This window comes from Brevibacterium sp. HMSC08F02, assembly GCF_001807555.1.
Classification (GTDB): domain Bacteria; phylum Actinomycetota; class Actinomycetes; order Actinomycetales; family Brevibacteriaceae; genus Brevibacterium; species Brevibacterium ravenspurgense.
Window position 1 is genome coordinate 29,824 of the sequence record NZ_KV789343.1, and the last position, 24,318, is coordinate 54,141.

At 63.2% G+C, this 24,318-nt stretch carries 22 protein-coding genes; 19 read left to right on the forward strand and 3 right to left on the reverse strand.

Annotation, left to right across the window (positions count from 1 at the left end; translation table 11 throughout):
* Positions 1-23: 23 nt before the first annotated feature.
* Genes HMPREF3172_RS01205 through HMPREF3172_RS01215 form a run of 3 tightly spaced genes read right to left on the reverse strand, consistent with a single transcriptional unit; the run spans position 24 to position 4,386 of the window.
* Positions 24-2,309: a transglutaminase TgpA family protein gene (locus HMPREF3172_RS01205; RefSeq protein WP_070514819.1), complete on the reverse strand. Its 2,286-nt coding sequence runs from the start codon at positions 2,307-2,309 to the stop codon at positions 24-26.
* Positions 2,309-3,436, reverse strand: coding sequence for a DUF58 domain-containing protein (locus tag HMPREF3172_RS01210; RefSeq protein WP_070514822.1), 1,128 nt, complete (start codon positions 3,434-3,436; stop codon positions 2,309-2,311). Before HMPREF3172_RS01210 ends, HMPREF3172_RS01205 begins: the two co-directional genes overlap by 1 nt.
* Positions 3,433-4,386, reverse strand: coding sequence for an AAA family ATPase (locus HMPREF3172_RS01215; protein WP_070514824.1), 954 nt, complete (start codon positions 4,384-4,386; stop codon positions 3,433-3,435). The genes HMPREF3172_RS01210 and HMPREF3172_RS01215 overlap by 4 nt, the downstream gene beginning before the upstream one ends.
* 342 nt (positions 4,387-4,728) lie before the next feature.
* Between HMPREF3172_RS01215 and mraZ the strand changes: the two genes are divergently transcribed.
* The 19 genes from mraZ to HMPREF3172_RS01310 all read left to right on the forward strand — a co-directional run bounded on the left by mraZ (position 4,729) and on the right by HMPREF3172_RS01310 (position 24,262).
* Positions 4,729-5,160, forward strand: a complete 432-nt coding sequence (gene mraZ, locus HMPREF3172_RS01220; RefSeq protein WP_019175277.1) for a division/cell wall cluster transcriptional repressor MraZ — start codon at positions 4,729-4,731, stop codon at positions 5,158-5,160.
* A gap of 156 nt (positions 5,161-5,316) precedes the next feature.
* Positions 5,317-6,288, forward strand: coding sequence for a 16S rRNA (cytosine(1402)-N(4))-methyltransferase RsmH (rsmH, locus tag HMPREF3172_RS01225; protein ID WP_070514826.1), 972 nt, complete (start codon positions 5,317-5,319; stop codon positions 6,286-6,288).
* The gene (locus HMPREF3172_RS01230) at positions 6,285-6,833 is read left to right on the forward strand and encodes a cell division protein FtsL (protein ID WP_019175275.1); all 549 of its coding nucleotides are present in this window, start codon (positions 6,285-6,287) and stop codon (positions 6,831-6,833) included. Before rsmH ends, HMPREF3172_RS01230 begins: the two co-directional genes overlap by 4 nt.
* Positions 6,834-6,841: 8 nt before the next feature.
* Positions 6,842-8,617 (forward strand): peptidoglycan D,D-transpeptidase FtsI family protein, encoded by a 1,776-nt coding sequence (locus HMPREF3172_RS01235; RefSeq protein WP_070514827.1) that lies wholly within the window; start codon positions 6,842-6,844, stop codon positions 8,615-8,617.
* Positions 8,614-10,107 (forward strand): UDP-N-acetylmuramoyl-L-alanyl-D-glutamate--2,6-diaminopimelate ligase, encoded by a 1,494-nt coding sequence (locus HMPREF3172_RS01240; protein ID WP_070514829.1) that lies wholly within the window; start codon positions 8,614-8,616, stop codon positions 10,105-10,107. The genes HMPREF3172_RS01235 and HMPREF3172_RS01240 overlap by 4 nt, the downstream gene beginning before the upstream one ends.
* 13 nt (positions 10,108-10,120) lie before the next feature.
* Positions 10,121-11,563: a UDP-N-acetylmuramoyl-tripeptide--D-alanyl-D-alanine ligase gene (gene murF / locus HMPREF3172_RS01245; RefSeq protein ID WP_019175272.1), complete on the forward strand. Its 1,443-nt coding sequence runs from the start codon at positions 10,121-10,123 to the stop codon at positions 11,561-11,563.
* Positions 11,560-12,648 carry a phospho-N-acetylmuramoyl-pentapeptide-transferase gene (gene mraY, locus HMPREF3172_RS01250; RefSeq protein WP_019175271.1) on the forward strand — a complete coding sequence of 363 codons (1,089 nt, stop codon included), beginning with the start codon at positions 11,560-11,562 and terminating at the stop codon, positions 12,646-12,648. Before murF ends, mraY begins: the two co-directional genes overlap by 4 nt.
* A 43-nt stretch (positions 12,649-12,691) precedes the next feature.
* Positions 12,692-14,251 (forward strand): UDP-N-acetylmuramoyl-L-alanine--D-glutamate ligase, encoded by a 1,560-nt coding sequence (murD, locus tag HMPREF3172_RS01255; RefSeq protein WP_070514863.1) that lies wholly within the window; start codon positions 12,692-12,694, stop codon positions 14,249-14,251.
* Positions 14,248-15,501, forward strand: a complete 1,254-nt coding sequence (locus HMPREF3172_RS01260) for an FtsW/RodA/SpoVE family cell cycle protein (RefSeq protein WP_070514832.1) — start codon at positions 14,248-14,250, stop codon at positions 15,499-15,501. The genes murD and HMPREF3172_RS01260 overlap by 4 nt, the downstream gene beginning before the upstream one ends.
* A 2-nt stretch (positions 15,502-15,503) precedes the next feature.
* Positions 15,504-16,661, forward strand: a complete 1,158-nt coding sequence (gene murG, locus HMPREF3172_RS01265) for an undecaprenyldiphospho-muramoylpentapeptide beta-N-acetylglucosaminyltransferase (RefSeq protein WP_070514833.1) — start codon at positions 15,504-15,506, stop codon at positions 16,659-16,661.
* Positions 16,662-18,053 carry a UDP-N-acetylmuramate--L-alanine ligase gene (gene murC, locus HMPREF3172_RS01270; protein ID WP_070514835.1) on the forward strand — a complete coding sequence of 464 codons (1,392 nt, stop codon included), beginning with the start codon at positions 16,662-16,664 and terminating at the stop codon, positions 18,051-18,053.
* On the forward strand, positions 18,050-18,814 hold the full coding sequence (locus HMPREF3172_RS01275) for a cell division protein FtsQ/DivIB (RefSeq protein WP_070514837.1): 765 nt from the start codon (positions 18,050-18,052) through the stop codon (positions 18,812-18,814). The genes murC and HMPREF3172_RS01275 overlap by 4 nt, the downstream gene beginning before the upstream one ends.
* 102 nt (positions 18,815-18,916) lie before the next feature.
* Positions 18,917-20,065, forward strand: coding sequence for a cell division protein FtsZ (gene ftsZ, locus HMPREF3172_RS01280; protein WP_061941281.1), 1,149 nt, complete (start codon positions 18,917-18,919; stop codon positions 20,063-20,065).
* A 52-nt stretch (positions 20,066-20,117) separates the two neighbouring features.
* Positions 20,118-20,822, forward strand: coding sequence for a peptidoglycan editing factor PgeF (gene pgeF / locus HMPREF3172_RS01285; RefSeq protein ID WP_338076229.1), 705 nt, complete (start codon positions 20,118-20,120; stop codon positions 20,820-20,822).
* Between the two features lie 75 nt (positions 20,823-20,897).
* Entirely contained in the window at positions 20,898-21,398 is a 501-nt protein-coding gene (locus HMPREF3172_RS01290; protein WP_019175263.1) for a cell division protein SepF, read from the forward strand.
* Between the two features lie 80 nt (positions 21,399-21,478).
* Positions 21,479-21,778 (forward strand): YggT family protein, encoded by a 300-nt coding sequence (locus tag HMPREF3172_RS01295; protein WP_019175262.1) that lies wholly within the window; start codon positions 21,479-21,481, stop codon positions 21,776-21,778.
* A gap of 153 nt (positions 21,779-21,931) precedes the next feature.
* The gene (locus tag HMPREF3172_RS01300; RefSeq protein ID WP_070514840.1) at positions 21,932-22,750 is read left to right on the forward strand and encodes a DivIVA domain-containing protein; all 819 of its coding nucleotides are present in this window, start codon (positions 21,932-21,934) and stop codon (positions 22,748-22,750) included.
* Between the two features lie 83 nt (positions 22,751-22,833).
* On the forward strand, positions 22,834-23,337 hold the full coding sequence (locus tag HMPREF3172_RS01305; protein WP_070514842.1) for a signal peptidase II: 504 nt from the start codon (positions 22,834-22,836) through the stop codon (positions 23,335-23,337).
* Complete coding sequence (locus tag HMPREF3172_RS01310) at positions 23,330-24,262, forward strand: RluA family pseudouridine synthase (RefSeq protein WP_019175259.1); 933 nt, start codon at positions 23,330-23,332, stop codon at positions 24,260-24,262. Before HMPREF3172_RS01305 ends, HMPREF3172_RS01310 begins: the two co-directional genes overlap by 8 nt.
* Positions 24,263-24,318 lie beyond the last annotated feature (56 nt).

Consider the following 24,318-nt stretch of genomic DNA (forward strand, 5'->3'; position numbering starts at 1 on the left):
CGCTTACGCGTTTATGGCTTTCTTCATCGGCGTCGGTCGAACACGCTTGCCGGCAGCAGCGTCTTCAGCACTCGCTGCGAACCGGACAGACGGCCGAACAGCTCGTCGTGAACATCCGCCACCAGGCCGCGGCTGTCATCTGCACTCAGCTGAACATCCGCGTTGCCGTAGCGCTGAGCGTCCGACGCCCGTGCAGCACTCGCCAGTTCAGCCGCGCTATCAGGCGCGTACTCAGCCAGCGCGGCGGCAGCAGCCGGCGCCGTCATTGACGAGCGCAAGCCGAGCCCCGCATCGGCGGCGGTCGCTGTGATCTCGTCCCACAGGCCTGCCGCACCCGCCCGCAGGCGGCGACGGCGCTGAACGGCACGAACAATCATCGGCAGAAACAGCAGCGCAATGATGATCGCTGCGGCCAGAAGCAGCCAGACCCACGCCGGGATTGGGGCAGCGGCCTCAGCGGGCCCTTCCGCTGTGTCATCGGATTCGTCGTCCTCTTCGCTGCCGGCGTCTTCGGTTTCTTCCGGAGTCGGTTCGGGGCTTGCAGAAGTCGGGTCTTCCGTCGGCTCATCGTCAGGTTCTTCTGACTGTCCGCCAGCAGTCGTCCAGGCGGGAATATCGCCGACCGGACCGCCGGGGGTCGGTTCGAAGCGCACCCAGCCGATGCCGTCGAAGTACAGCTCCGGCCACGCGTGAGCCTCGGCCAGAGTCACCTGATATTCGCCGTCGCCGATCTCAGAGCCTGCGGTGAAGCCCACGCCGATTCGCGTGGGAATGCCCAGGGAGCGGGTCATCGACGCCATTGCAGCCGAGAACTGCACGCAGTAGCCCTTCTTCTGCTTCATGAAGTCCGCCAGCGCCGAACTCGATGCCGTAGTCGGCGCTTCGAGTGAATAGGTGAAATCTCCGCCGCGGAAATACGCCTGAATGGCAGCGGCCTTCGCCCACTGCGAATCCGCGTCCTTCGTGAGTTCGCGTGCCGTGTCGGTGATGACCGCAGGGACATCGTCAGGCAGCTGGGTGTACTTCTGGTCAGCTGAACGTCCCGCATTCTCTCCGGCGTCGTCGAGCTCTTTCGCCGTCGGCTGCAGGGACAGGTAGTCGACCGAATAGTTCAGCCCGCGCGAAGTCACTCCGCTGCCCACAATCGTGAGCGTCTCCGGGTCGTACAGCCACTGCGGACCCGCATCATGAGTCTGCGTGGGAGCAAAGGGAGCCGGCAGATACGCCTGGTCAAGTGCGCCGATCGAAAACTCAGTGCTCTGCTGAACACCCGCGGGAGCCTGCGAGTGCGCATTGGACAGACCGCCGTCAGCGGTGCGCGACCGGCTGAGGGGGAACTCCGCGGGTTTCCACACTTCGCCGTCGAACTCGCTGACCGAGGTCAGGCGGATGGGCTCTCCGGCACCCGGGTCGGTCGTCGTGTAGGTGAAGACGGGGTCAGTGGAGGGGTTCTGCAGGTCGTTGCGGATGGTGAGGAACGGGTTGATGATCGTGAGATCCTCAGCGCGCTCACTGGAGTAGTGGGGTGTTGCCGTGATTGCCGGCAGGACGGTCGGCAGGCCCATGCCCAGCAGGAGCGCCAAAGCGCCCGCCAGCAGCGCGGTTCCGGGGAACCTGCGCAGGCCGTTCTTCGCCCGACCGACCACGGTGCCGCGCTGGCGCAGGGCTTCTGCGCCGGGCCGGCTTGCGGCCGTGTGCTTCTCATGGCCGGCAGTCGAGCCCACTCCGGTGTGCGCTGTGAGGACAGAGCTGGCGTACTCGGTGAGCAGCACGATGATGAAGGCCGCACTGATGGCTGCCATGTGGACCGGCTGCGTGTGCACCGAGGCGAAGTACACGGGGAAAGCCCACACCGTCAGCAGCAGGAAGGCGGGGACCTTTGATATGCGCAGGTCTGACACCAGGCCGTCGATGATGAGCGCTAGGAACCCGAAGCCCAGAGTGAAGATGGTGATGAGGCCGCCGGTGGCCTCCAGCGGAATCTGCTTGGTCGCGACATCCTCAAAGCCGGCGCTGACAGACGACACGAGAGCCGAAATCGACGACGGGCCCGGTATGAAGCCCGCGATGAGCGAATCGGGCACGCAGATGAAGAGCACTGCAAAGCTCGCCGCGAGGAACTGCACGAGAACCGCGAGTCCGGATTCGGCCACCTTGCGGACCATGCGCGCCAGCCATCCCACAAGCAGGGTGATGCCGATGATCGAAACGACCGGCACAAGCAGTTCGAGCCCGGAGAACATGGCGGTCGTGGCATATGCGGCCAGCGACAGCGCGGCAAACAGGAGGAGGGAGCGGACCACCTGCATCAGCGACCCCTCCCTGCTGTCAGCGTCCACCGTTTGGGGACAGCGGGCTCGGTTCCAGCGGCGGGGATCTCAAGCAAATCGGCGGCCCACACGTGGGCGCGGGCCGGAACGTTCACGCTCAGGCTGCTTCGGTCGGCACACACGATGACTGTTTCGACGTTCTGCGGCAGACGCACGCCCGCGGGCACGCTTCGGCCATCAGCCTGGGAAATCGCCAGTTCTGCGTGCGGAAGATCGAGTGAACGGGCCTCGACCCGGACGTCGTCTTCCCCGCACAGCAGGCGGATGTCATAGCCGGCGGCGAAGTAGGCGCGCACGGCAGCCGCCGCGGCGGCTGCAAGCGTTTCAAACTGCGGGCTGGGCTCCGATGATTCGCCGTCCGCAGGTGCGGGCAGCCCGCCGTCGAGGACGACAATCGCGGTGGCGTGTTCCTCTTCTGCTTCCTGGCGGACCGCCAGTTCGCCCAGCCGGGCCGTGGTCTTCCAGTGAATATGGCGCAGATCGTCGCCGGGAGCGTATTCGCGTGTGAAGTAGTCACGTGTTCCGCGACCGCGTGACACGCGGTCACTCGAGATGCGCGACAGGTGAGCCGACAGGGACTGCGGATAGCCGACAGGCACCTCGGCCGGTGCTGCCGCAACATCCAGTGAACCGGGAACCGACCGCATTGAGGAGGCCAGACCAAACGGCCCGGCGACAGCGGCCGACAGCTTCTCAATCCCGGTCATCCCACGGTGAGTGGGCACGAAAACAGCCTGCACGTCCGCGTACCCTCGCGCGGGCAGGGAGCCCAAGTGCGCATCCTGATCAGGTCCGAAGCCCGGCTTCGCGTGCAGAGTGAGATCAAAGGGAAGCAGGGGAGTGGGCAGACGGTTCGCCGCGCGCACCGTGACGACCAGTTCATCGCCCACTTTGGTGATGGCGGTTCCGTCCAGGGCCGGCGCATCAGCCACCAGCTTGGCACTCAGCTGCGAACTGGTGAGCAGTGCTGCCAGCAGACTGAACACGACAAGCCCGATGAACACGATGCCCACGGGAAGCAGCCCCGGAAAGCCGAAGCGGTAGGCGGCGATGATGAGCGCCGCCCCGAGGATGACGAAAACCCAGCCGGAGGTGTTGATCCTCATGCCGAAACAGGCACCCTCCTGATGATGTCGGCGATCAGCTGCTCGGCAACATCGGGAGCGTCGGTGTCCTGGGCGATGATGCGGTGAGAAAGGACCGGCACGGCCATTGTCTGCACGTCGTGCGGTGTGACATAGCCGCGGCCCTCGAGCACCGCGTTGGCCTGTGCTGCGCGCAGCAGAGCCACCGACCCACGCGGAGAAACACCCATGCGGATCGAGGCATCGCTGCGGGTTTCGGCGACCAGGCCCACGATGTAGGTGCGCAGCTCATCGGTCGCGGGGAGAGCCGCAACTGCCTGGCGCAGTGCCGTGAGCTCTTCTGTTGTGGTCACGGCTCCAAGCTGGTCGAGTGGATCGGGGCCCACGTGTGAGCCGAGCATCGAGACTTCGTCCGCCAGCGAGGGGTAGCCCACCGAGGTGCGCATGAGAAAACGGTCGCGCTGAGCTTCCGGCAGGGCGTAGGTGCCTTCCATTTCAATGGGGTTCTGGGTTGCCACGACCATGAACGGGTCGGGCATGAGGTACGTGGTCCCATCGATTGTCGCCTGGGATTCGGCCATGGCCTCCAGCAGCGCTGACTGAGTTTTGGGGGAGGCGCGGTTGATTTCATCGGCGATGACGATGTTGGAGAAGATCGGGCCGGCGCGGAACTCGAACTGGCGGGTCTCCTGGTTGAACAGGTTGACGCCCAGAACATCCGAGGGCAACAGGTCAGGGGTGAACTGGATGCGGCGCACGCTGCCGCCGACCGAGCGGCTGAGCGCTTTGGCCAGCAGGGTTTTGCCGACGCCGGGAACGTCTTCCAGCAGCAGGTGGCCGCCCGCGAACAGCGATGTGATGGCCAGGCGAACAGTGTCGGCCTTGCCGTCGAGGACTGAGCTGACCGCGGTTGTCAGCCGCGAGGCGATTTCTCCGTAGTGCTGAATGTCTTCGGGCGCTGGTGTCGTCATGCGCTCCATTCTGCCCCACAGCCGAAGGCCGCTCCACTTTTCACCCCACTTCCCTCCACCGGGTCACTCCACTTTCCTCCCCACGCGCCCCCACTTTCCTCCCTGCGGCCCTCCATAGGGGTGTTTTGGCGTGTTTTTCGTGGGTTTTCTTCTCCCGAGGTGCCTGTTGGGTGGTCTTTTTCGCGCCCCTTTGGTCTGGTCACCCCACTTTCCACCACCTCTGTGACCAGGGGAAATGCAGATTCTAAGCGGGTATTTCTTCCCTGGGGAGGACATGGTGGGGGAAAGTGGAGTATAGTGGGGCTCATCGGAGTCGAGTGGCTTCGAAAGGGGTGAGACGACATGTTCTTGGGCACGCACTTTCAGCGGCTCGATGACAAGGGTCGTCTTCTCCTGCCCGCAAAGTTTCGTGAGGAACTGGCCGGGGGCCTGGTCATCACCCGGGGTCAAGAGCGCTGCCTCACCCTGTTCTCGACCCGGGAGTTTGAAACCGTCCACGAGCAGCTTCGCGCCGCTCCCATGACGAGCAAGGACGCCAGGGACTACCTCCGCGTGTTTCTCTCCGGAGCTTCGGCCGAGCAGCCGGACAAGCAGGGGCGGTTCACCATTCCGCAGATCCTGCGCCGGTACGCATCGCTTGACCGCGATGTCGCAGTGATCGGCATGGGAAACCGTGCTGAGATCTGGGATTCGGCTCTGTGGGAGGAATACCTCGCAGACACCGAGCAGGGATTCGCCGACCGCACCGACGAGGTGATTCCCGGAGTCTTCTGATTGTTGGTCCGAAGACTCCGTCCGACCGAAGACAAGGTTTTGGAATACTTCCCCGATTCCAAAGCCGAGGGGTCCTGACACACTTCCCCGGTGCCAGGGCACGGCCGGACGGGGTCTTAGGTCCAACAGCCGCGAAGAACACGAAGGAGGAGGACAGTGAGCGACTACCCGCACGTACCCGTCCTCCTGGACAGGTGCGTTCAGCTGCTGACAGTCGGCATTGACGCTGCCCGCGCTGCGGGGGAGACCCCCGTTGTTGCGGACATGACGCTCGGCATGGGCGGACACTCGGAAGGCATTCTCGAATCAAGCGATGACGTGCGCGTTCTGGGCATCGACAGAGACCCCGAGGCAATAGCCATTGCCAGCAAGAGGCTCGAACGATTCGGTGAGCGCTTCACGGCGGTGCACGCGTGCGATGACGAACTCAGCGCGATTCTCGAGCAGCGCAGTGAGCGCCTGGCCGGCGTTCTCTTCGATCTGGGCGTGAGCTCGCTGCAGCTGGACGATGACGATCGCGGCTTCAGCTATTCGCGCGCTACCGCACTCGACATGCGGATGAACGCAGAAGACACCCTGACCGCGGCAGATGTTCTCAACACCTATTCACAGGCGGAGCTGGCCCGAATCATCTCTGACTACGGCGAAGAGCGCTGGGCGGCCAAAATCGCATCCGTCATCGTTGAAGACCGCCAGGAAAGGCCGTGGGAAACCACCGACCAGCTGGCCGAGATGCTCCAGCGGGTCATCCCCGAACCCAAAGGCCAGCGCAAACGCTCCCACCCGGCTAAGCGCACCTTCCAGGCCCTGCGCATCGAAGTCAACGCGGAACTCGACATTCTCCGCTCCGCACTTCCACAGGCCCTGGATGGGCTGCACGTGGGCGGAACCGCTGTCGTCGAGTCCTACCAGTCGCTCGAAGACACCATCGTCAAAAAGATCTTCCGGGCAGGAACCGTCAGCTCCGCGCCGCCGGAACTGCCCGTCGTGCCCGAACATCTGCAGCCCTGGCTGAAAGACCTCACAAGGGGAGCAGAAAAGGCCGATGCCGAAGAGATCAGCATCAACCCCCGTGCCGCGAGTGTGCGCTTGCGGGCAGTGCAGAAAACCAAGGAGAAGCCGCAATGAGCCACGCAGTCACAACGGCCGCTCCCCAGAGCAGCCCGCGCAGACAAACAGAGCAGAACAAGCCGAAGCTCCGCCTCGTCGTACCGGAAATCGCCGAGGCCCGATCGTCTTTTCCCCTCATCTGCATCGCCACGGTCGTTGTGGGGCTTGCACTCATCCTGGTGACCAACATCTTCATCAACCACAGCACGTACCGGGTGCAGGAGCTCACCGTCGAACGCGACCAGCTGACGGATGACCGTGACCGACTCGCCGAAGACCTTTCCTACCGGATGAGCCCGCAGAACGTTGAAGACACAGCGAAAGCTCAGGGTATGAAGCCCGCGGAATCCGTTAAGTTCATCCGCGAAGATGGCACAATAGTCGATGCGCCAAAAGGCGAAGGCAAAGCTCCCGAAGCCCAAGTTCCGGGCCCCCGCAAAGACGCCCGCGACGACATCAAGCCGAATCTGAAATCTGACGAAAAGCTGCCGGTTGTAGGCGGCAGCAGTGGGACGCTCACCCCGCCGAAACTCCAAGAGCCAAAAGAACCAGCCGACAAGTAAGGAAGAGTATGAATCCGCGTTCTTCTCGGCCTGGCAAGGCCAAGCGGCAGCGCGGTTTCACGATCCGCACGCGGCTCATTGCCTTCTTGTCAGTGTTCGTGCTGGTCGGCATTCTCGGCAGACTCGTGTGGATCCAAGGGCTTGACGCTTCTCAGATTGCCTCGCGGGCTCTGGCCGGCCGCCTGGTCACCCAACCTCTGCCGGCGGACCGCGGCGTCATCCTCGGCGCCGACGGGACAGTGCTTGCCGACAACGCGGACCGGTACCAGATCGTCGTCGACCAGGTGAACGTCGCAGCGTATAAGGACGAGGACGACAACCCGCTCGGCGCCTGGGGCGCAGCAAAGGCTATGGCTCCTGTCCTGGGCACGGAAGCCGGGCTGATCTTCCCGAAGCTCAGCGGCGATAAAAGGTGGAACCCCGTAGCCACCGGCATCACCAGCGAAGTGTGGCGCGAAATCCAGGATCTCGAGATCCCCGGTATCACAGCCGAAAAGTACACTGTGCGCTCTTACCCCTCCGGCGCTGTCGCCGGCAACCTCATCGGGTGGGTCGGCTCCGACGGAGTTCCGCTTGCCGGGCTCGAACTGCAGCACCAAAAGCAGCTGCAGGGCAAGGACGGCAGCAGGCAGTTCGAAAAGGGCCTGAAGGGCGACATCATTCCGCTGGGTGAGAACGACACCACGCCGCCGGTCAACGGCACGGGCCTAGAGCTGACCATTGATCCACAGATTCAGATGTTCGCTCAGCGCTCCATCGCCGAAGCGGTGAAGAAGCACAACGCCGAATGGGGCACAGTCGTCATTGAGGAGATCGGCACCGGCCGGCTTCTTGCCGTTGCGCAGGCACCCACAGTCGATCCCAACAACCCCGGCGGCGTGGGCGGTCCCGACCGGGGCACACGCGCTTTCACCGACCCCGTAGAGCCCGGCTCAAGCGGAAAGGCCATCACGGCCGCAGCGCTCATAGAAGAAGGCCTGGTCACACCTGAAAGCAAATTCACGGTGCCGGACAAATGGAAAGCGCCCAACGGCGAAGAGTTCCGTGATTCCAGTCCGCACGAGGACGAGAAGCTGACGTTCTCCGGGATCATCGAAAAGTCATCCAATACCGGAACGCTCATGGCGGGGCAGAAGCTCAGCCTGCAGCAGCGCTACGACTATCTGAAGAAGTTCGGTCTGGGTGAATCCAGCGGCATCGACTTTCCCGGAGCGGCGAAGGGCATCGTGCATCCCTATGACAAGTGGGACGGCCGCACCGAGTACACCGTCATGTTCGGCCAGGGGCTGTCCGCGACCACGCTGCAGAGCGCTTCCGTGTTTGCGACCCTGGGCAACGGAGGAGTGCGCGTACCCCAGCAGCTCGTCAAGGGCACAGTGAGCGACTCCGGCAGGGTCTCAGAAATCCCGCCGAAAGAGGGCACTCGCGTCGTCAGCGAAGAGACAGCGGATTCTGTGGGAACCATGCTCGAAGCCGTCGTTGCCGATGGCACGGGAACATCCGCCCGGGTCAAGGGCTACAGGACCGCGGGCAAAACCGGAACCGCGCAGATCGCCGCCGGCAAAGACCGGGAGAGCGGCTACACCGCGAACTTCTCCGGATTCGCACCGGCAGAAAACCCCAAGGTCGCTGTGAGTGTGACCCTGCAGCGACCCACCAAGGGGTACTACGGTGGTACATCCGCTGCACCGGTGTTCTCCGAGGTCACCGGATACGCGCTGCGGCAGATGGGTGTCGCCCCATCAACCGAAGAACCGAAACTGATTCCGAAAGAATGGAAATGATGAAGCTGAGCGAACTCCCCGGCGGCGCAGCTGTTCACGGTGACGGGAACACCACCGTGAACAGTGTGAGTCTGGACTCCCGAACCGTCGAACCCGGCGGTCTCTACGCAGCACTGCCGGGCGCGAACGCCCACGGAGCCCAGTTCGCCCAGCAGGCACTCGACCGCGGTGCCGCGGCAATCCTCACGGACCCAGCCGGCCACGACCTCCTACCGGCGTCAGCTGGTGACCTCCCCGTGCTGACCCACCCGGCACCTCGTGCGATTCTCGGTGACATCGCGGCCGCGATCTACGGAACAGGCCCGCAGACGCCCGCCCTATTCGGCATCACCGGAACCAACGGCAAAACCACGAGCACCTTCATCCTCGACGCTCTGCTGCGCAGCATCGGCAGAACAACAGGGCTGATCGGAACTGTCGCGACCGTCATCGCCGGCCAGGAACAGCCCAGTGTGCGAACCACCCCGGAAGCCCCCGACCTGCACCGTCTGTTCAAAAACATGCGCGACCAGGGCGCTGACGCCTGCTCCATGGAGGTGTCCTCCCACGCGCTTAGCCAACACCGGGTCGACGGCGCACACTTCACGGTGGCCGGCTTCACCAACCTGTCCCAGGACCACCTGGACTTCCACGGGACCATGGAGGAGTACTACCGGGCAAAAGCGCTCCTGTTCACGCCGCAGTTCGCATCGCGCGGCGTCATCGTGCTGGCTGACGACTGGGCACGTCAGTTGGTGAATGACTCACAGATTCCCGTCGTCACCGTCTCCGCTCGTCCCGAAGACAATGCGGACTACAGGATCGAAGACATCGACGGTCTTGCCTTCACCCTCCGCGGGTCTTCCGTGAGTCTTCGGGCGAAGAGCCCGCTGCCGGGCGATTTCAACATCAGCAACACCGCGCTGGCAATGGCCATGCTGCTCGAATCCGGTGTGTCCGCTGACGAACTCGCAACGGCAGCCGAAGGCTTCAGCGTCAATGTGCCGGGCCGGATGGAAGTCGTCTCAGAACAGGCTCCGCGCGCCATCGTCGACTACTCCCACACACCCGACGCTATAGAAAAGGCGCTGGCGGGGCTTTCGGGCCAGCCGCTGGTTGTGGTGTGCGGTGCCGGTGGAGAACGCGACCACAGCAAACGCCCCCTCATGGGGCGGGCCGCGGCAGAAAACGCCGACGTCGTCATCATCACCGACGACAACCCGCGCAGCGAAGACCCCGTGACGATCCGCGCTGAAGTGATTGCCGGCGCCCGCGCAGCAGTGGCTGACGGCACCAGCCGGGCAGCCGCTGACGCGATCGTCGAGTACGCCAGCAGGCGCGAGGCAATTGAGGCCGGTGTTGCGGCAGCGGGTGAGAGCGGCACCGTGCTGGTGGCGGGCAAGGGACACGAGCCCGGCCAGGACTACGGCGATACCAAGCTGCCGTTTGACGATCGTGAGATAACACGCACCGCCGTTTCACAGCGCGGTTCTTCCGCCGCCACCCGGTAAGGTCTGAAGGTATATGAAGGAATTCACTGCTGAAGAAATCGCCGCCGCGACCGGCGGCGAACTCTACGGAATCACACCGGACACGGTTCTGTGCGCCGGTGTCGTCACCGACTCCCGCGAAGTGGCGCCGGGCGACATCTACGTTGCGCGCACCGGCGAAAACCACGACGGCCTCGAATTCGCCGCGGCGGCCGTACAGGCCGGTGCGGCCCTCGTCATCGCCGAGGCCGTCCCATCCGTCGACGGCGAACACCTGCCGTCCTGTGTTGTCGACGATGCAACGGCCGCTCTCGGTCAGCTGGCCAAAGCGAACGTCGAAGCCCTTCGCAGCTCAGGCGAACTCACAGTCGTCGCAATCACCGGTTCTGCCGGAAAGACCACCGTCAAAGACCTCGCGGCAGCACTGCTGTCAACAGCCGGCGAGACCGTGTGGCCGCCGAATTCCTACAACAACGAAGTCGGTGTGCCGCTCACGGCGCTGCGCGCTGACGCTGACACCCGCTTCCTCGTGCTTGAAATGGGTGCGCGCAACATCGGCAACCTCGCCTACCTGACCTCGCTCGTGCGTCCCGACATCGGCGTTGAGCTCGGAGTCGGCTCGGCCCACGCCGGGGTCTTCGGCTCGATTGAGAACACGGCACGGGCAAAAGCGGAGCTTATTGAAGCGCTCGTGCCCGGCGGAACCGCGGTGCTCAACGGCAATGACCCGCGCGTGCGCTCCATGCAGTCAGTTCTCGCCGAAGGTGTTGACACCCTGTTCTTCGGTTCGAACCCTGACGAAGGCGTGTGGGCGTCCAACGTCGACATCCAGCCATCCGGTCGCACGGCGTTCGATCTGCACCTGCCTGACCACGACGAACCACTCCACATCGAACTTGCGCTGCTGGGCGAACACCACGTGACCAACGCTTTGGCCGCTTCGGCCATTGCACACCTGTGCGGGGTTGCGCCGAAAGACATCGCCACCATCCTGGCTACGTCCGGTGCGGCCAGCCGCTGGCGCATGGAGCTCATCGACTCGCCTGACGGCGTGACCGTGCTCAACGATGCCTACAACGCCAACCCCGATTCAATGCGCGCCGCCCTGAAGACGCTTGCCGCCATGGGCGCCGGTGATGCCGATCATCCGCCGCGCAGGACCTTCGCGGTGCTTGGCGAAATGCTCGAGCTCGGTGACGAATCCGCGGCGGCTCACTACGAGATCGGCCACCTGGTGGTCCGTCTCAACATCACCCGCACCATCGCCGTCGGACAGGGCGCCCTGCCCATCTACCAGGCTGCCAACCTCGAAGGATCCTGGGGCAGCGAGGCGGCCTGGGTGCCCACGGTCACGGAAGCGCGAGAACTTCTGGCTTCCGAAGTCGAACCCGGTGACATTGTTCTGTTCAAGTCCTCCCGCGACGCCGGTCTGCGATACCTGGGAGACGAATTCGCAGGAGTTTCTGTAGCCCAATGATCGCAGTCGTCCTCGCCCCGTGCTTTGCCCTGCTGCTGACGCTGCTGGGCACGCCGCAGTACATCAAGATCCTCGTCAAGAAGAACTACGGTCAGTTCGTTCGCGACGACGGTCCTGCGTCCCACGCAACCAAGCGGGGCACTCCCACAATGGGCGGTGTCGTCATCATCCTGGCGACCCTCGTGGCCTACTTCCTGGCGCACCTGCTGACCGGCTCCACGCCGACAGTGTCGGGTCTGCTGGTCCTGTGGCTCATGACGGGGCTGGGCGTTGTCGGCTTCTTGGACGACTTCATCAAAATCTCCAAGAAGCGCTCCCTTGGTCTGCGCCCGGTGCCCAAGATGATCGGGCAGGCCTTCGTCGGAGTGACCTTTGCCGTTGCCGCGCTGTTCTTCCCGAATGCCTACGGGCAGACTCCCGCAACCACCGCGATCTCGATTTTCCGCGACACCCGCTTCGACCTCGCGTTCGCCGGCTTCGGGGTGGGCCTGGTTCTGTTCATCATCTGGGCGAACCTCATCGTCACCGCAGTTTCGAACGCGGTCAACCTCACCGATGGTCTCGACGGTTTGGCTGCGGGCGCCTCTGCGATTGTGTTTGCCGCCTATGTCCTCATGACCTCGTGGCAGTCCACACAGAACTGTGACCTCATGTCCTCAGCCCGCGCTGGCTGCTATGAGGTTCGCGACCCGCGCGACCTCGCTATTGTCGCCGCAGCCATCGCGGCCGCCTGCGTGGGCTTCCTGTGGTGGAACGCATCACCCGCGAAGATCTTCATGGGCGACACCGGCTCGCTGGCGATCGGCGGTGCTTTCGGCGGTCTGGCGATCCTGTCGCGCACGGAAATCCTGCTTGTCATTCTGGGTGGTCTGTTCGTCATCATCACCCTGTCGGTGATTCTGCAGGTGGGCTCGTTCAAGCTGACGGGCAAACGCATTTTCCGCATGGCCCCGCTGCAGCACCACTTTGAGCTCAAAGGCTGGGCCGAAGTGACGATCGTCATCCGCTTCTGGATTGTTGCGCTGGTGTTCGCGGTCATCGGCGTCGCGCTGTTCTACGGGGAGTGGGTGTCGCACATTGGCTGATGACGCGCTCACGCCCTCCGGTGATCCCGCCGGTGAACAGCTGATGCTCATTCCCGCCATCAGCCCACCGGGTGCCGAACCTGTCGACTATCCGAACAAAGAGCGGATCCCGGCGGCTATCCACGGCCCGGAGTCGTCGCTTGCCGGCATCGTCGTGTGCGTGACCGGGTTGGGCGTTTCCGGCTACCCCATGGCGGTGCACCTGGCTGAGCGGGGTGCCGAAGTCATCGTCGTCGACGCTGATGACCAGCGTGACGAATCGGAACACGAAACAATCCTGCGGGTCTTCGACGTCGATATCCGCCGCGGACCCGAACATGTCGAGAAGCTGCCGCGCACCAGCTCGGGTCGTCTGCCCGACCTCGTGTGCACCTCGCCGGGCTGGCGTCCCGACCAGCCCCTGTTGGTTGAGGCTGCCGAACACGACATTCCGGTCATCGGCGAGGTGGAGCTCGCCTGGCGGGTGCGGGGAGCCAACAGCGCCCCGTGGCTTGTCGTCACCGGAACCAACGGCAAGACGACCACCACCTCGATGCTTGATTCAATGCTGAGGGCACAGGGTCTGCAGTCGCGGGCCTGCGGCAATATCGGTGCCCCGCTGCTGGAAGCTGTGCTCGATCCGGGTGCTGAGGTTCTGGCGATCGAACTGTCGAGCTTCCAGCTGCACTGGCAGTTCTCCATGGCCGCCCATTCGGCTGCCGTTCTCAACCTGGCCGATGACCACCTCGACTGGCACGGCGGCTGGGACGGCTATGTGGCCGACAAGGCGAAAGTCTACTCCAATGTCCAGCTGGCGTGCGTCTACAGCTGCGAGGATCCCGTAACGCGTGAACTCGTCGAGGAAGCCGAAGTGATCGAAGGGGCTCGCGCGGTGGGCTTCCGTCTGGACACACCCCGTGTTGGCGAGCTCGGCGTTGTCGGAGAGATCCTCGCCGACCGGGCCTTTGCCCAGCGCCGCCAGACATCTGCACAGGAACTCGGTTCGCTGGACGACGTCGCGCAGGCCTCCGGAACACCCGGTGCAAAACCAGCTGACCATCAGGTTCTCAATGCTTTGGCGGCCGCCGCCTTGGCTCGCAGCATCGGCGTTGAACCCGCGGCCGTCCGTGATGGGCTGCGCAATCATCAAGTGGGCGATCACCGCAGCGCGATCGTGGCAGAAGCTGACGGCGTGACCTGGGTGGACGACTCAAAAGCCACCAACCCGCATGCCGCTGCCGCCGCTTTGGCCGCACACGAATCAATCGTGTGGATCGCCGGAGGACTGGCCAAGGGGGCAGACTTCACCGACCTGGTCCAGACATTTGCCGACCGGATTCGCACCGCCGTCGTCATCGGCACTGATTCATCCGAGCTGATTTCTGCTCTTGAAGCCGCGGACGTCGATTACACGGTCGTGCCGCCATCAGGGCCCGACATCGTGGAGGACAGCCGAACTCGCGGAGCAGATGTCATGCGGCGGGCGGTGGCAGCCGCCGGCCAGTACGCCGAAGACGGCGACACGGTGCTCTTGGCGCCGGCGTCGGCCAGCATGGACCAGTTCCTCAATTACGCAACGCGCGGCGATCTGTTTGCCGACGCTGTGCGAGGTGCTCTGTCGTGACCGGATCCGCCCCCACCCGGCGGAGGGGCTTCCGAACACAGATCACCGAGCTTTCCGACCGGTGGCAGCGCCTGCTTGCGCAGAAGACGACAACGTTCTACCTGATTCTCATTCCCGTCACAGCACTGACCGGCTTCGGCCTGCTCATGGTGCTCTCGGCATCGTCAGTCACCTCCGGTGATGCCAGCGTGTCTTCGGCTTTTTCGGTTTTCCTGCGCCAGGCGATCTACGCGGCATTCGGCCTGACCCTCATGGTCGCCGTGTCGTTCACGCCCGTGAAAGCGAGCTTCAGACTGGCCTATCCCGTTCTGATCGCAGCAATGATCCTGCAGGTTCTGCCGCTCACGCCGCTGGGAGTTGAGATCAACGGCAACCGCAACTGGATCCGGGTGGGACCTGTGCAGATCCAGCCGGCGGAGTTCGTCAAGATTGCCCTGGCGCTCTTCACTGCCCGCTACATGGCATTGATGGTTCGCAGGCCGTTCACCTTTAAGAACATGGTGGGCTTTCTGCTTTTCGCCGGCTGTACGGTGGGCCTGGTCATTGCGGGGCAGGACCTGGGAACGGTCATGGTCCTGTTCCTGATCTTGGGCACGGCACTGGTGATCGGCGGTCTTCCCAAACGCTGGATTTTCGGTTTGGCCACAGCCGCGGCCGGGATCGTCGCCTTCTTCGTCTTGACTAGCGAGAACCGCATGACCCGCGTGATGGCCATGCTTTCTGGCCGTGGCGGTGATTCCGGGGATCCGCTGGGTGCGCACTGGCAGTCAGACCACGGTCTGTACGCACTGGCCTCCGGAGGCTGGCTGGGTGTCGGTCTTGGTGCCAGCCGCGAAAAATGGTCGTGGCTGCCAGAAGCCCACAACGACTTCATCTTCGCAATCATCGGCGAAGAGCTCGGCCTGCTGGGCGCAGCCGCAGTGATTGCGCTGTTTGCCGTCCTTGGCTTTGGGATCTACCGGCTCATGGTGCAGTCCACAAGTGTTTTTGTGCAGACGGCATCCGCGGCTGTCTTCGCTTGGCTGATCGGCCAGGCCGCGGTCAACATCGCGGTTGTTGCGGGCATCGCCCCGGTGATCGGCGTGCCGCTTCCCTTTGTGTCCTACGGTGGGTCGTCGATGCTCGCGGCACTCATCGCCGCTGGTCTTCTGCTGTCCTTTGCCCGTTCAGAGGAGGGGGTCGCCGATGCTCTGCGTGAGCGGCGGTCCCGGTTCTGGGGCTCGCTGTCGTTCCTTAAGAGGAGGAGCTGAATTTGGTCAACGTTCTCTTTGCCGGCGGCGGCACAACGGGGCACGTAGCTCCGATGCTGTCGATTGCCGAAGACCTGCGGTTCCAGGACCCTGACTCTGACATCCTCATGCTGGGGACAGACGAAGGACTGGAGAAGCGACTGGTTCCGCAGGCGGGCTACCGCCTGCAGACAATCCCGAAGGTGCCCTTCCCACGAGGACTGAGCCCTAAGATTCTCACCTTTCCGTTCCAGTTCACCTCCAGCATCCGCCAGGTGCGCCGTCTGCTGAAGAAGCAGAAGACAGATGTTGTCGTCGGCGTGGGCGGTTACGTGTGCCCGCCGGCGTACCTGGCTGCCAAATCACTGGGCATCCCGATTATTCTGCACGAAGCGAACGCGGTTCCCGGCATGGCCAACAAGCTCGGTGCCCGGTACGCCGAGGCATCGAACATCGGCTTCACCTTCGCTTCGACCCCCATGGCCGGCGAGCAGGTGGGCATGCCCATGCGCATTGAAATCGCCCAGGTTGACCGCAGCGACAGGCGGCAGCGTGCGCAGGCGGCCGAACGGCTCGGCATCAACCCGGATATGACGACCCTCGTTGTCACGGGAGGGTCCTCTGGCGCGCAGAAGATCAACGAGGCTTTCGTCCAGACCGCGGCAGAGTTCACCGGAATCCAGGTTCTGCACATCACGGGTGCTGGCAAAGCCGATGAACTGCGCGAAGCAGCGAAGGACAGCCCTGACTACCACGTCGTCGAATACGTTGACGGTATGGAAAACGCCTATGCTGCCGCGGACCTCATCGTGTGTCGTTCGGGTGCGGGAACAGTAGCCGAAGTGACGGTCGCAGAAGTGCCGGCCGTTTATGTGCCGCTGGCAATCGGCAACGGAGAGCAGAAGCGCAACGCCGCTGACTCTGTGGCTGCCGGCGCGTCAATTCTGATCGACAATGCCGACTTCACTGCCGAAAGCGTGCGCAGCACTGTCCTGCCGCTGCTGCGAAACCCCGAACAGCTGGAAAAGATGAGTGCAGCGGCCCGCGGACTGGAGTTCCCCGTCAACGCCGACCGGGCGATGACGAAGAAGATCTTCGCCGCCGCAGGCATTGCGCACCCCGGGCGCGAGTACCCACCCGCCCGCCAAACGCGCCGTGAGCGCGGCACAAAGGAGAGCTGAATGAAACCCGCCCTCAGCGAGCCCATCCACTTCATCGGCATCGGCGGAGCAGGGATGTCCGGCATCGCGCGCGTCATGCTGATGCGCGGATGTTCCGTCACTGGCTCTGATGCCAAAGACTCCTCCGTCGTCACGGCTCTGCGCGCACAGGGAGCCCAGATCAACATCGGGCACAGTGCAGAAGCCGTCGACGGTGCGGGAACTATCGTCGTGTCGTCCGCAATCCGTGAAAGCAACCCCGAGCTTGCCGCCGCCCGCAGCAAGGGAATCCCCGTCATTCACCGTTCCGAGGCGCTTGCTTCGCTCATGGATGGGTACCGCACGGTCGCGATTGCCGGAACCCACGGGAAAACAACCACCACGTCGATGGCGACGGTGGCGCTGCAGGCCTGCGGGGCCGACCCGTCATTCGTCATCGGGGGAGTGCTGACGGCGGCGGGCACGAACGCGCACAGCGGAACCGGCGACGTCTTTGTTGCGGAAGCCGATGAGTCAGACGGTTCGTTCCTTCTGTACAGTCCCGAAATTGCCGTCGTGACCAATGTTGAGGCTGACCACCTCGACCACTACGGCAGCTGGGAGAAGGTCCGCGAGGCTTTTGCACAGTTCGCTCACCGGGTCGAAGAGAACGGGGGAGTGCTCATTGCGTGTGCCGACGATGCCGGCAGCCGGGAAGTGGCCGACTTGGCACGCAGCCGAGGAGTCAGCGTCATCACCTACGGCACCTCGGAAGACGCTGACGTGCGGATCGTCGACGCCCACCACACACACCAGTCTCAGAGCTTCGCACTGGAGACCGCAGACGGTCGATCCGGCCCGTACGAATTGAGCCTGCCGGGGCTGTACAACCTGCGCAACGCGGCTGCCGCACTGACGATCGTGGCTGAACTCGGCCTCGACGTTGACGCTGCAGCCGAAGGCTTAGGCCGCTTCGGCGGCACCAAACGGCGCTTTGAGCTCAAAGGAACGCAGAGGGGCGTGCGGGTTTTTGACGACTACGCCCACCATCCCACGGAGTTGCACAACCTGCTGACCGCGGCCAAGCAGGTAGTTGACCCAGAGCGCAGCGTCCGCGTTGTGTTCCAGCCGCACCTGTACAGCCGCACTCAGAACTTCCGCCGCGAGTTCGGCGAGGCGCTGGGTCTGGCTGACGACGTCATCGTCATGGATGTCTATCCGGCTCGCGAAGACCCGATCCCGGGCGTGACCGGGGCTATTGTCGCCGCCGAGGTGCCGCTGTCGGCTGACAAGGTCACTTTTGTTCCGTCCTTTGCCGAGGTGGCAGACCTGGTTGCGGGGCGCTGCCGGCCCGGTGACGTGGTCATCACCGCGGGGGCGGGGGACGTGACGATCGTCGGACCGGAAATCCTGGATTCGCTGAGCAGGCGATGAACACCGCGAGCCTCGACGAGCGACGCAGAGAACACCGTTCTCTGCGGGTGCGGCGGATCCTGTACGGGGTCGTCGCTGCTGTTGCTGTGCTCGCTCTGGGAGCGGTCGTATGGTTTTCCCCGCTGCTTGCGCTCACGGACGTCAAAGCTGAGGGCGCGCAGCTCGTCGACGGCGATGAAGTGGCTGCCTTCATGCTTCAAAAGCACGAAGGGACACCGCTGCCGCAGCTGCGATCCCAGCGGCTGAAAGATGAGCTTGCGGAAGAGTTTCCGCTGGCGCGCAGCTTTGACATCAGTCCTGCCGGACCTCGTTCACTCCGGGTGAAAGTGCACGACAGACAGCCGGCGTTCACGGTTAAGCGCGGAGAAGCCTGGGAGATCTACGACCGCGAAGCAGTCGTGTTGGGCAACCCCGATGACAAACCGCAAGACGTTCCCATGTTCGTCGGAACTGCTGACCGGGAGGGGATCGAAATCGCGTCCACGGTTGTCAGCAGCCTGGGGGAGAACCTCAAGCAGACCGAGGCCGTCGCCGTGAAGAGCTCCACGCGGACGGCTGTGATCATGCGGCCCAAAGAGGACTATACGGTCGCAGTCATACTCGGCGAGCCGACGGATATCAAAGCGAAACTCACGACGGCGCGCACAATCATGGAAGACGAACCACCGGTCATTGACGTGCAGAGCACAGCAGTCCCCGCGACAAAAGAGGACGCGCCGGCGTGGGCTCGTCTGCCGCGGGAAGCAGACTCCCAAGACTGACCGTCTAAGACACACCGCGCGGGTGGTTGCACACGCATAGCGGCTTTAATACCGTTCTGACGAAGACCATTATCGGCATCGACCGCTGAAAGAGGAATCGACTTGGCTGAATACCCCAATTCCGGAGCTGAGATCAAAGTTGCCGGCACCGGCGGTGGTGGTGTCAACGCTGTCCAGCGCATGATCGACGCCGGTCTGCGCGGAGTTGAGTTCATCGCAATCAACACCGATGCCCAGGCCCTTGTTCTGTCCGAAGCAGACACCAAAATCGAAATCGGCCGCGAACTTACCCGCGGCCTCGGCGCAGGCGCTGATCCTGAGATCGGCAAGCGCGCCGCAGAAGACTCCGAAGACGCCATCAAGGAAGCGCTCGAAGGCGCCGACATGGTCTTCGTCACCGCCGGCGAAGGCGGTGGCACGGGCACCGGTGCGGCTCCCGTTGTTGCGCGCATCGCACGCAGCCTGGGGGCTCTGACGATCGGCGTTGTCACACGTCCCTTCACATTCGAGGGGCGCCGCCGTTCGGAACAGGCCGAGGCCGGCATTGCCGCACTGCGTGAAGAAGTCGACACGCTCATCGTCATCCCGAACGACCGCCTCCTGTCGATTTCCGACAAGAACGTCACAATCGTCGAAGCGTTCAACGCCGCAGACGAAGTCCTGCGCTCCGGTGTGCAAGGCATCACGGACCTCATTTCCACTCCCGGCTACATCAACCTCGACTTCGCTGACGTCAAGTCGGTTATGCAGGACGCCGGCACGGCGCTCATGGGCATTGGCTCGGCAGTCGGCGAAGACCGCGCGATCCAGGCTTCGGAAGCTGCCATCTCCTCGCCGCTTCTGGAGGCCAGCATCGACGGTGCGCACGGCGTGCTCATGCTCGTCCAGGGTGGCGAAGACCTCGGCCTGTTCGAGGTCAACGAAGCTGCCCGCCTCGTGCAGGAAGCCGCTCACCCCGAAGCAAACATCATCTTTGGCAATGTCATCGACTCGGCCCTGGGTGACGAAGTCCGCGTGACCGTCATCGCCGCTGGCTTCGACCCGACCCCTAAGGGCGACCGCGAAGGCCAGCAGGCCGCGCCGGCTGTGCCTTCCGCACAGACCGCCGCCACGGCGCAGGCAGCTCGCGAAGAGAGCCCTGCTCCGGAGGTCACTGAAGCTGAACCGAAGAACGACATCCCGCAGGAACTGCCGGATGAGCGCGATGACTTCGGCGGCGATTCGCTCGACATTCCCTCTTTCCTGAAGTAACGCAGTGCTGCAGGCCAGGCACGTTCTCAGCGGTTCAGCGGGGAAAGCCCACGTGGCTTTCACCGACCGCTGGGGCGGCTACAGCTCTGGCCGCTTCAGTTCGCTCAATCTGGGCCGTTCGGTTGGCGACGACGACACCCTCGTCGACGCCAACCGTTCCGCGTTGGCTGCGGCACTGTCGCTTTCGGCCGACAAGATCAGCTTCGTCAGCCAGGTGCACGGAACTGACGTCCACCACGTGCAGACGGAAGGCGACGTCGCTGAAGGGCCGCAGGCCGATGCGCAGATCACGTCTTTGGCGGGAATCGGGTTGGCCGTACTGACCGCTGACTGCGTTCCCGTGGCACTCGCTGCACCGGACACTGGACACATCGGAGTTGTGCACGCGGGACGCCGCGGCATGCTGGACGGCGTTGCGGTGCGCGCTGTCGAAGAAATGCGCGAGGCGGGTGCCCGAAGCATCTTCGCCTACATCGGCCCGTCCATCTGCCCTCGCTGTTATGAGGTTCCTGATCGGATGCGCGCCGAGGCTATGGAAGTCTGCCCGGTTGCCGGAGCAGTTTCCGCTGCGGGAACAGCCGCGATCGACGTAGCGGGCGGAGTTGCTCATCAGCTGGTGCAGTCGGGTGTTGAGATCGCGGAGTTTTCGCGCACCTGCACATATGAAGCTTCTGAGCTGTACTCCTACCGGCGCGAACAGACCACCGGCCGGATGGCTGTTGTCGCATGGTTTGAATCACGCCGCGACACGCCTTAGATGATCGATCTATTTGTACTCGCTCTGCGATAGTTTCGTGGAAAGAGTTTCCCCCGGACGGCACCAGGAGGTCCCGTGTCTACTCTGAAGAAGATCGGCAACTACTTCGGCTTCGGCGAAGAAGAGTACGACGACGCCTACGCGCACGAAGAAGTGCGCGCTGAACAGCCCGAGCAGGCTGAACCGGCGTCCGAGCCAACCTCGATCGTCCCGAATGAACCTGCTCCCGAACCCGCGCAGGTCACTCCCATCCGCGCATCCGTGCGCCCGGTAGAAACGGCGGCACCCTCAACTATGTCTCGCATTCAGACGATTCACCCCCGTTCGTACAACGACGCCAAGATCATCGGCACCACCTTCCGTGAAGGCGTGCCGGTCATCATGAACCTGTCCGCTATGGACGAAGCGAACTCCAAGCGGCTCGTGGACTTCTCTGCCGGCCTGATCTTCGGCCTGCGCGGTTCCATCGAAAAGGTCACGAACTCGGTGTTCCTCCTGACACCCGAGAACATCGAAGTGACCGCAGAAGCTGACGGTGAAGAAGATTCGCAGGCGAGCTTCTTCAACCAGAGCTGAGAGAACCGACCGGGTACTCCGGGTACTCTAGGGGGCGGCGGGGCAACACCCGCCGCCTTCTTCATTGGAAAGGGCACAGAGTGGGTTATCCATTCATCATCGTGGGCATGTTGCTCAACCTGTACGTCTACGTGCTCATCGCGCGCGTGATTTTTGATCTGATTCAGGTTTTCAGCCGTGACTGGCGGCCGCAGGGCTTCATGCTGGCAGTCGCTGAAATCATCTACACACTGACGGATCCGCCGGTGAAAGCGGTTCGCAAGGTGATTCCCCCGCTGCGCTTGGGAGGCATTGCCCTTGACCTGGGTTTCATCATCGTCTTCATCGCGGTGCAGGTTCTCGCCGGGATGCTCATTCGCTTCGGCTACACAATGCTGTAGCAGTGGCTTTCACATAGCGAAGTTCTGCAAAAAATCACAATTCAGCCGGCCTGAGCAGGCATTCGAAAAGACAAAACGCCTCGCTGTGGTCTAAAGTGTTGTTTAATATCGTTCATCGATGTAGCAACTGTAATCTCGATAAAAGGTGGGCTCATGGCGCTTACGCCTGAAGACGTAGTTAACAAGCGGTTCCAGCACGTTAAGTTCCGTGAAGGTTACGACCAGGACGAAGTCGACGACTTCCTTGACGAGGTCGTAGTTGAACTGCGCCGTCTTTACACCGAAAACGACGATCTTCGCCAGAAGCTCTCGGCTGCCGAAGCCAAGGTTGAAGAACTGCAGTCGAAGAAGGCTCCCGCCTCTGCTCCGGCTGAAGCTCCCAAGGCTGAAAAGAAGGCTGAGGCTGCTCCTGCAACTGCTCCGCAGGCTCCCGCCAAGACCGAAACCTCTGCTCCGGTCGAAGCCGACAAGGCTGAGAAGGCTGACAAGCCTAAGGAAGAAGCAGCCGCTAAGGAAGCTCCTGAAGCCAAGGAAGCTCCCAAGGCTCCTGCCGCCCCGGCCGTTTCCGCCGGTGTTGCCGGCGCCGCCGTCGGTGCGTCTGCTGCTGCTCCCGCCGCACAGGGCGGCGACCAGGACGCTCACGGCCTGATCGCTCTGGCCCAGCGCGTCCACGACGAACACGTTGCCGAAGGTGAGCGCACCCGCGACAAGCTGATCGGCGAAGCCGAAAAGAAGTCCGCTGACATCCTGTCGGCCGCCGAAAAGAAGCGCGACGAAACGCTGAGCCAGCTGGAGAACCAGAAGGCTTCGCTCGAACGCGAAATCGACGGTCTGCAGAACTTCGAACGCCAGTACCGCACCCGCCTCAAGAGCTACCTGTCGGACCAGCTCCGCGACCTCGAAAGCTCGGGCACCCTCGCACCGGAAACCCTTTCCGGCAGCAAGGTGGGCGGAAACTCGAACTCACTCTGATCTCTCACATGACAGAGGCGGCCATCTTCTGATGGCCGCCTCTGCTTGTATCCGATCCCTGAACGCAGCTTCCCAGGAGAACCGTGACTCGACGCTCAGCACGTCTGCTGTTGGCCGGCATAGCAGCCTTGGCCTTCGCACTTGACCAAGCGACCAAGGCGATCGCAGTCATGGTACTTGAAGGCCAGCCGCGCATTGCAGTCATCGGGGACCTTGTGGGATTCGCGTTCCTGCGCAATCCCGGTGCGGCCTTCGGCATGGGCGCATCGAGCACGTGGATTTTCAGCGCGATTGCCGTTGCCGTGTTCTTTGCAATCGTGATTGCGGCCCGCCGTTTGCGCTCACCGCTGTGGGCGGTTGGACTCGGGCTTCTGCAGGGAGGCCTGCTGGGCAACCTGTTCGACCGCCTGTTTCGGCCACCGGGTTTCTTCCACGGCGCGGTTGTCGACTTCATTGACCTGCATTTCTTCGTGTGCAATGTTGCCGACATCGCGATCACCGGGGCGGCGGCCATTCTCATGCTGGCTGCACTCAAGGGCACCCCGCTGGACGAAGCGCAGGCTCAACCGCAGGAGAACCATGACTGAGCGCTCTTTTCTCATTCCCGAAGGTCTTGACGGTGAACGCATCGACGCCGCACTGTCGAGGCTTTTGGGCCTGTCACGGTCCAAAGCCGCCCAGATTGCGGCTGAGGGCGGAGTGCACATTGACGGCACTCTCGCCCAGAAGTCTTCGCGTGTGACCGGCGGAGCTCGCGTCGATGTCATCATGCCAGAACCGGAAAAACCGCTGAGCATCGTGGCTGACCCCGTGCCCGGCATGAAGATCCTCTACGAAGACCCCGCCATCATCGTCGTAGACAAACCGATCGGCGTCGCGGCTCATGCCGCAGCCGGTTGGTCAGGGCCGACGGTCATCGGCGGTCTTGCGGCAGCCGGGCACAAGATCGCCACGAGCGGAGCCGCGGAACGCCAGGGCATCGTGCACCGCCTTGACGTTGGCACCTCGGGAGTCATGGTCGTCGCAAAAGGCGAACACGCCTACTCTGTCCTCAAACGGGCCTTCAAACAGAGGGAAGTCGACAAGACCTACCACGCGCTCGTTCAGGGGCTGCCAGATCCCGTGGTCGGAACAATTGAAGCCTCCATTGGACGCCATCCGCGCCGTGACGGCCTGTACGCGGTCCGGTCAGAAGGCAAACACGCCATCACCCACTACACGCTGCTGGAAGCTTTTAGGTCAGCCAGTCTGCTCGAAATCGATTTGGAAACCGGGCGCACCCACCAGATTCGCGTGCACATGTCCGCTACGAAACACCCGTGCTGCGGTGACCTTCCCTACGGAGCCGACCCGGTCTTGGCCCAACGACTGGGGCTTGAGCGGCAATGGCTGCACGCCGTGCGACTGGGGTTCGTACATCCCGAATCGGGGGAGTACGTAGAATTCGAATCCCAGTACCCGGCTGATCTGCAGAACGCGCTCGACCACCTGCGCGCTGCCGCCGGCGAGTAAGGAGAGCAGAATCCGTGGCTGACAGCTTTTCGCACCTGCACGTTCACACCGAATAC